6 protein-coding genes are annotated in these 7,196 nt (G+C 70.2%); 3 read left to right on the top strand and 3 right to left on the bottom strand.

Annotated features, from left to right (window positions below; genetic code table 11):
- The coding region (locus ON23_RS28800; protein WP_039782138.1) for a VOC family protein at positions 1–581 on the bottom strand (581 nt) is incomplete at its 3' end.
- Positions 582–607: 26 nt separating this feature from the next.
- Positions 608–1,465, bottom strand: a complete 858-nt coding sequence (locus ON23_RS28795; protein WP_086007003.1) for a crotonase/enoyl-CoA hydratase family protein — start codon at positions 1,463–1,465, stop codon at positions 608–610.
- A 217-nt stretch (positions 1,466–1,682) separates the two neighbouring features.
- On the opposite strand from ON23_RS28795, the gene ON23_RS28790 reads away from it, so the two are divergent.
- Positions 1,683–5,099: a serine/threonine-protein kinase gene (locus ON23_RS28790; RefSeq protein ID WP_244969559.1), complete on the top strand. Its 3,417-nt coding sequence runs from the start codon at positions 1,683–1,685 to the stop codon at positions 5,097–5,099.
- A 12-nt stretch (positions 5,100–5,111) separates the two neighbouring features.
- Here the strand turns inward: ON23_RS28790 and ON23_RS28785 are convergent, their stop codons facing one another.
- Positions 5,112–5,870, bottom strand: coding sequence for a DUF72 domain-containing protein (locus ON23_RS28785; protein ID WP_039782136.1), 759 nt, complete (start codon positions 5,868–5,870; stop codon positions 5,112–5,114).
- Positions 5,871–5,988: 118 nt separating this feature from the next.
- Here ON23_RS28785 and ON23_RS28780 point away from each other — a divergent pair, with 118 nt between their 5' ends.
- Both ON23_RS28780 and ON23_RS28775 read left to right on the top strand, forming a co-directional pair.
- Complete coding sequence (locus tag ON23_RS28780; RefSeq protein WP_039782130.1) at positions 5,989–6,612, top strand: TetR/AcrR family transcriptional regulator; 624 nt, start codon at positions 5,989–5,991, stop codon at positions 6,610–6,612.
- Positions 6,609–7,196 (top strand): acyl-CoA thioesterase (locus ON23_RS28775; RefSeq protein WP_039782134.1); only part of this gene is annotated, 588 nt, incomplete at its 3' end. The genes ON23_RS28780 and ON23_RS28775, both read left to right, overlap by 4 nt.

The following is a 7,196-nucleotide window of genomic DNA, read 5'->3' as shown; positions in this document are numbered from 1 at the left end:
ATATCGATATGGGCGCCCGGCTCCTGTTCGCTGTCCAGGCGCTGTATCAGGATCCGGACCGGCAGGTGGGCGGGCACGAGCAGCCGGGTGAACTCGGCGCGACCGGTGCGTCGCACGGGCCAGCCGGTGAGCGCGGCCCAGAATGCGACCTCGCCGTCGTAGCCGGACGGCGGGATATCGAAACAGAGCTGATCGACCCGGCTGAGGCTGCCGTCGGGCCCGGTCACCGGCGCGGGGATGTGCCGTCCCTCGCCGGTGGTCAGGCAGAACGGCAGGCCGTGCGGGGACCGCGCGAGCGACCAGGCATCGTGATCGGCGACCAGGGTCGCGCCGAGATCCCGCGCCGCGCGGCGGGCGCGGTCGAGATCGACGACATCGATGTCGAGATGGGCGCCACCGTCCCCGCCGACCGCCTGCGCCGCCTGGTAGGCATCACCCGTCGCCGGGTCGAGCGTCGCGAACTCGCCGTGCTCACCCTGACGGGCCGACAGCCCCGTGCCGGTCACCGCTGTCCAGAAGGCGAAGGCGTCGTCGAAACGTGCGGCGGGCCGGTCGATGTACATCCAGCTCCAGCGAATCATGCGTTCCTCCACGGGCACCGGTCGGTTCAGGCGGGTCGGAAGGGCGGAGTCGCGAGGTCACCGGCGAACACATCGGGCAGATCGCGCTCGACGCTGTCCGGAAAGTTCGCGGGCCGCTTCTCGAGGAAGGCCGAGACGCCTTCGCGGGCGTCGGCGCTGGCACCGCGCTGGTTGATACCGCGCGATTCGACGCGATGCGAGATCATCGGATGGTCGGCGCCGAGGCCGCGCCACAGCATCTGCCGCGACAACGCCACCGACACCGGCGCCGAATGTTCGGTGAGCCGTCGCGCCAGCGCCCGGGCCTGGTCCAGCAGATCACCGACCGGATGCAGGGCGTAGAACAGGCCCGCGTCCAACGCCTCGTCGGCCTCGACCAGCCGGCCGGAATACACCCAGTCCAGCGCGGTCTGCAAAGGCACCAGCCGGGGCAGGAACCAGCTGGAGCACGATTCCGGCACGATGCCGCGCCGATTGAACACGAATCCGATGCGCGCGCTGTCGGCGGCGAGCCGGAAGTCCGCGGCCAGGGTCATGGTGATGCCGACGCCGACGGCGGGGCCGTTGATCGCGGCGATGATCGGCTTCTGTGATTCGAACATCCGCAGCGCCACCTCACCACCGCCGTCGCGGAAGGTGTCGGTCGCCTCGGCGGCGAACGTTTCGGCTCCGGCCGACAGATCCGCGCCCGCGCAGAAGGCGCGGCCCGCGCCGGTGACGATGATCGCGCGCACCCGGTCGTCGCGGTCGAACTCGTCGAAGGCGGCGATCAGTTCCGCACCCATCGCGGTGGTGAAGGCGTTGAGCTGCTGCGGGCGATCGAGCGTGACGGTGGCGATGGAGTCGGAGATTTCCCAGCGGATGTCGGCCATATCGGACAGCATGCCAGCAGCCTCCGGACGGTGACCATCCCCGTGGCCGATCCCGCCCGGCCCGGCACGCGAATCCCGTTGCGTCGCCTGCCGGTTCGGCCGCCGGGTGCGCGAACGGTCTCGGCCGGGGCATACGCGCAGGTCGCGCGCCTATACTTGACATGCCAGCGCGACGGGCTCCGCGGAAGCAGGACAGACGGAAACGGTGCCGATGGCCGACAAGGATTCCATGGCAACTCAGCGCGACCGCTCCCTGGTGATCGATGACGATCTGCGGGCGGCCGGGTTCGCCGATGCGCACATCATCGGGCGGGGTGGATTCGGCGTCGTCTATCGCTGCCGCGAACTCGCACTGGGGCGTACCGTCGCGGTGAAGGTACTCACCGCCACATCCGAATTCGGCGACGAGAATCTCGAACGATTCCTGCGCGAGCAGCGGGCCATGGGCGGGCTCCCGGAACATCCGAACATCGTCGCGATCCTGCAGGTCGGCACGACCGGCGACGGGCGGCCCTATCTGGTGATGCCGTACCACCCGAAGGGCTCGCTGGACCAGCGGATCCAGCACGGCGGGCCACTGGATATCACTGCCGCGCTGCGCATGTCGGTGAAACTGTCCGGGGCGCTGGAAACCGTGCACCGGGCCGGCATCCTGCATCGAGATATCAAGCCGGGCAACGTACTTCTCAGCGACTACGGCGAACCGCAGCTGACCGATTTCGGTATCGCCCGGGTGGAGGGCGGTTTCCGCACCACCACCGGCGTGGTGACGGCGTCACCGGCGTTCACCGCTCCCGAGGTGCTGCGCGACGGCACCCCGACGGTCGCCTCCGACATCTACAGCCTGGGCGCCACCCTGTTCTGCATGCTCACCGGCCACGCCGCGTTCCAGCGCCGCTCCGGTGAGCGGCTGGTCGCCCAATTCGTGCGCATCACCGAGGAACCGATTCCCGATCTGCGTCCCGGCGGCATTCCCGACGACATCTGCGCACTGATCGAGGACAGTATGGCCGCCGACACGGCGCAGCGCCCGGTCTCCGCGGCCGAGTTCGGCGAGCGGGCGCAGCAGTTGCAGCGCCACCGCGGTCTGCGCGTGGACGAGATGGCGATCCCGGCACCGGAGCCTCCCGCGGCCGAACCGGCGGCAGTCGCCGATCGCGTCGGCGAACCGACCCGGCTCGGCCTGCTTCCCCCGGCCGACCCGGTGACGACACCGCCGACCGCCGAGACGAAATTCCATCCCGCGCTCCCCGCGCGCCCGCTGGTGCGCCGTCCCCGCCTGCTGGATTCGATGGATCGCGACCGCTGGCCGCGCCTGATCGTCGTCCACGCGCCGGCCGGTTTCGGCAAGAGCACGCTGGCCGCCCAGTGGGGGCAGCGGATGGTGGGCCGCGGGGTCGCCACCTGCTGGCTCAATATCGATGACGACGACAACAATCCGGTGTGGTTCCTGCTGCACCTCATCGAAGCCGTCGGCCGGGCGCGACCCGCCCTCACCACCGAATTGCTGCGCGTCGTCGAGGAACACGGCAACGACGTGATGCGCTATGTACTGACCACGCTGATCAACCGCATCCACGCCGACGGCGAACGGATCGTGATGATCATCGAGGACTGGCATCGCGTCACCGACGCCGATACCACCGCCGCACTGCGTTTCCTGCTCGACAACGCCTGCCACCACCTGCAACTGCTGATCACCAGCCGCGAGATGATCGGTCTGCCGCTCTCGGCCATCCGCGTTCGTGACGATCTGATCGAAATAGACTCCGCCGCACTGCGTTTCGATCAAGACGAGACGGCGGACTTCCTGACCCGGGTGGGCGGGCTGACATTGGACTCCGCCGATATCGACCGGCTGCGGAGCGGCACGGACGGCTGGGTCGCCGGGCTGCAACTGGCATCGATCTCGCTGCGCGGGCGCGAGGATCCGGGCAGCGCGATCGCCACCATGTCCGGACGGCATCAGGCGATCAGCGAATATCTGACCGACAATGTGCTCGACGCGCTCGAACCCGATCTGCTGACCGCGTTGCTGGACACCGCTGTCACGGACAAGGTGTGCGGCTCGCTCGCCTCGGAGCTGACCGGACGGCCGCAGGGTCGCGCGCTGCTCGAGGACATCGAGCGGCGGGACCTGTTCCTGCGGCGCCTCGACGACGACGGCGAATGGTTCCGCTACCACACGCTCTTCTCGGATTTCCTGCGCCAACGGCTCGAGCGTGACCACCCCGACCGTGTGCCGCGCCTGCACCGCCGCGCCGCCGAATGGTTCGCCGCCCACGACATGCTCAGCGAGGCGATCGACCACGCGATGGCGGCGGGCGACCCCGGACGCGCGGTGGCGCTGGTCTCCGCGCACGCCCGCGAACTGGTGCAGCATTCGCATCTGGCCACCCTGGCGGCGCTGGCGGCGAAACTGCCCGTCACCGAGGCCGCGGCCGATCCGACCCTGCAGATCGCGCTGGCCTGGGCGGCGGTGTTGTTGCGGCGGCCGAGCCGCATGCACACCGCACTGCAACTGGCGCTGGCCGCCGATTCGGCGAAACAGCCTCCGGGGCACCGGAAATCCGATCTCGCGGTCGAGGCGTCGATTCTGTGCGGGGTGGAGGCGGCACTCGCCGATCATCTCGACGGACTGGAGGACATCGTCGAACAGAGTTGCGCCCGCGCGGATTCGCTGGCGCCGTTCGTGCTGTCGGCGGCGGCCAATCTGGGCGCCTTCACCGCCCTGCACCGGTTCGACTTCGACCGCGTCCACGAATGGCACCGGTGGGGCCGGACCTACTTCCGGCACATCACCGGGGCGCTGAGCATCATGTACAGCCACTGTTTCGCGGGGATGGCGGCGCGTGAGCAACTCGACAGCGAGGCGGCCGAGGAACACTTCCGCACCGCGCTGCATCTGGCGCGCACCACGACCGGGGAGAGTTCCCTCACCGCTCGCCTGGCCTCGGCCGCACTCGGCGATTTCCTCTACGACCGCGGCGAGATCGCGGAGGCGCGGCATCTGCTCGGCGTGGCGGTGGAATTCGGATTCGACGGCGGCACAGTCGATTTCCTGACCGGGGTCTACGGCACCGGTGCGCGGATCGAGGCGCTGCGCGGGGACCTCGCGGCAGCGCGAAGACTACTCGCCGACGGCACCGAGGTCGCCACCGCACACACCCTGCCGCGGCTGTCGGCACGCATCGAACTCGAGCGCATCCGGCTGGGGTTCGCCGAATCCGACCCCGGCGAGCCGCCCGCACCCCACGGAGCGCGGGACGGCGTGGCGACCACGATTCACGACCTCACCGAGGAAGCGACCGTCCGGTGGCTGTTGTGCGCGGATCCCGAGCGGGCACTGCCCCGCGCCCGCGATCTGCGCGAATCGATCGACACCGCGGTGCGCCCGCGCGCCGCTCTGTGCGCCACGCTGTTGTTCGCGAATTGCCTCGAGACCGTGGGCCGATCGGAGGAAGCCGAAACGGTTCTCGCGCCGGCATTGCGCCGCTGCGTCGAAGCGGGACTGGTACGCCCGCTGATCGACGAGGGTCCGGCACTGCTCGCCGTCGTCCGGCGGCTCTCGGGCGAGGCGGGGCGACATTCCGCGGGCACTCCCGCCATCGCTCTTCCGCGGACGTTCCTCGACCAGCTCGGCTGATCCGCCGGTCGGTCAGGCGGACACGTCGGTGCGCGTCACCGCCAGCCCGGCGTCTGTCGCCAGCCCGGCGAACACCACGGCGTCGTGGACGGCGGCGCCGCCCGGGTCGTTGTTGAAGTACACGTAACCGTCGGCGGGACCGAAGGTGTCGGCCAGCCGATGCGCCCATGCGGTCAGGGCGCGCCGGCCGTACCGGGGTTGCGGCCGCGCCAGCCCGGAATGCAGGCGTAGATACGACCAGTCGGTGGTGCGCCACAGCGGCGTCACCGGGCGCGAGCGCGCATCCGCCCAGCACAGCGCGGCGCCACGTTTTTCCAGCACGGCACGGATGCGGGGTGTCCACCACGACTCGTGGCGTGGTTCCACCGCTACCCGCACGGTCGAGGGGAACTGTCGCAGACAGTCGTCGAGCAGATTCGCGTCCGCGCGCAGGGTCGGCGGCAGCTGCACCAGGATCGGGCCCAGCCGGTCGCCGAGGCCCGCGGCGTGTTCGAGGAGCCGCTGCACCGGCTCGGCCGGCTCGCGCAGTCGTTTGACATGAGTGAGGAAGCGGCTGGCCTTCACGGCCACGACGAAATCGTCCGGCGTGCGCTCCCGCCAGGCGGCGAAGACCTCGCGACTGGGCAGCCGATAGAAGGCGTTGTTGCTCTCCACGGTCGCGAAGGCGGTCGCATACCGTTCCAGCCACAACCGCTGCGGTACGCCCGGCGGATAGAGCACGCCGCGCCAGTCCCGGTACTGCCAGCCGGAAGTCCCGACGAACAGGGTCACATCGTCCATCGAACCAGACTCGCCCCGGCTGCGCTGAGCCCTCGCCGGACACCCTGCTATGACGTCCGTTATAGTGGGCGGGAGCCGCTATGACGTCCGTTATAGGGAGGTGGGAGATATGAGCGGCACACCGGATGATTCGCGCGCGAAATTGGTGGCGGGCGCGGCCGAGATGATTCGCCGGCGCGGTCTGGCCGCCACGAGTGTGCGCGATCTCGCCAAGTTCGCGGACGCCCCGCTCGGCTCGACCTACCACTACTTCCCCGGCGGCAAGGCCGAACTCGCCACCGAAGCCGTCGCCCTCGCCGGCGATCGGACCGCGGCGACGCTGGCGCGCGAATTGCGCAAGGGTTCGGTCGAGGGCCTGCACTCGTTCCTGCGGCGCTGGCGAAAGAATCTGCTGGACAGCGACTTTCGTGCCGGATGTCCCGTGCTGGCGGTATCGGTGGAGGACGCGCCGGACGCCGAGGGCCGCCCCCGCGAGGCGGCGGCGGCCGCCTTCGCCCGATGGACCGATCTGCTGGCGCGATCCCTGCGCGAGGACGGGGCCGAGCAGGCGGAGGCCGAACGCACCGCCACCCTGATCATCGCGGCGTTGGAGGGCAGCCTGGCGATGTGCCGCGCCGAACGCAGCACCACCGCCCTGGACCGCATCGACGACCAACTCGAATCGCTGCTGAAGGCCGCGATCCCGGCCCCCGGCACGATCCCACCTTCCCGGACAAGGAGTACCCGCTCGTGAATCGCACCGATCTCGGCACCCACCCGTTCGATCTCGCCACCGCGCCGGCGCCCGCCGGTGCGGGCCGCTACCTGGCCCGTACCGCGGCGTCGTATTCGAATATGGTGGGCCCCTTCGGCGGGGTCACCGCGGCCACCGCCGTGCGCGCGGTCCTCGACGATCCGCGGTGCGCGGCCGAACCGGTGTCGATCACCGTCAACTACGCGGGGCCGATCGCCGACGGCCCGTTCACGATCGACAGCCGGCCGGTGCGAACCAACCGCAGCACCCAGCACTGGATGCTGACGCTGAGCCAGGACGACGCGGTGACCACCACCGCGACCGTGGTCTGCGGCGCCCGGCGGCCCACCTGGTCCGATACCGAGATCGAACCACCCGCCGCGCCGCCCGCCGAGTCGGTGCCCGTGGCACCACCGCCGGAATTCCCGGTGTGGATGCGCAACTACGAGATGCGGTTCGTCGAGGGCGGCGGGCCGATCGCCCCGGAACCGCGGGAACAGCCGACCTCCACGACCACCCTGTGGGTGCGCGACCTGCCGGCTCGCCCGCTGGACTTTCCCGCGTTGACGGCCCTGGCGGACGTG

Source organism: Nocardia cerradoensis NBRC 101014, assembly GCF_000308535.1.
Lineage (GTDB): Bacteria > Actinomycetota > Actinomycetes > Mycobacteriales > Mycobacteriaceae > Nocardia > Nocardia cerradoensis.
The sequence above is the reverse complement of the archived record's forward strand: the minus strand, read 5'-3'. Positions and strand labels throughout refer to the sequence as shown.

What these genes read in the sequence shown, in the direction of transcription:
- ON23_RS28795 (WP_086007003.1), bottom strand. Translation starts at nt 1,465, where the DNA reads ATGCTGTCCGATATGGCCGACATCCGCTGGGAAATCTCCGACTCCATC.
- ON23_RS28790 (WP_244969559.1), top strand. Translation starts at nt 1,683, where the DNA reads ATGGCAACTCAGCGCGACCGCTCCCTGGTGATCGATGACGATCTGCGG.
- ON23_RS28780 (WP_039782130.1), top strand. Translation starts at nt 5,989, where the DNA reads ATGAGCGGCACACCGGATGATTCGCGCGCGAAATTGGTGGCGGGCGCG.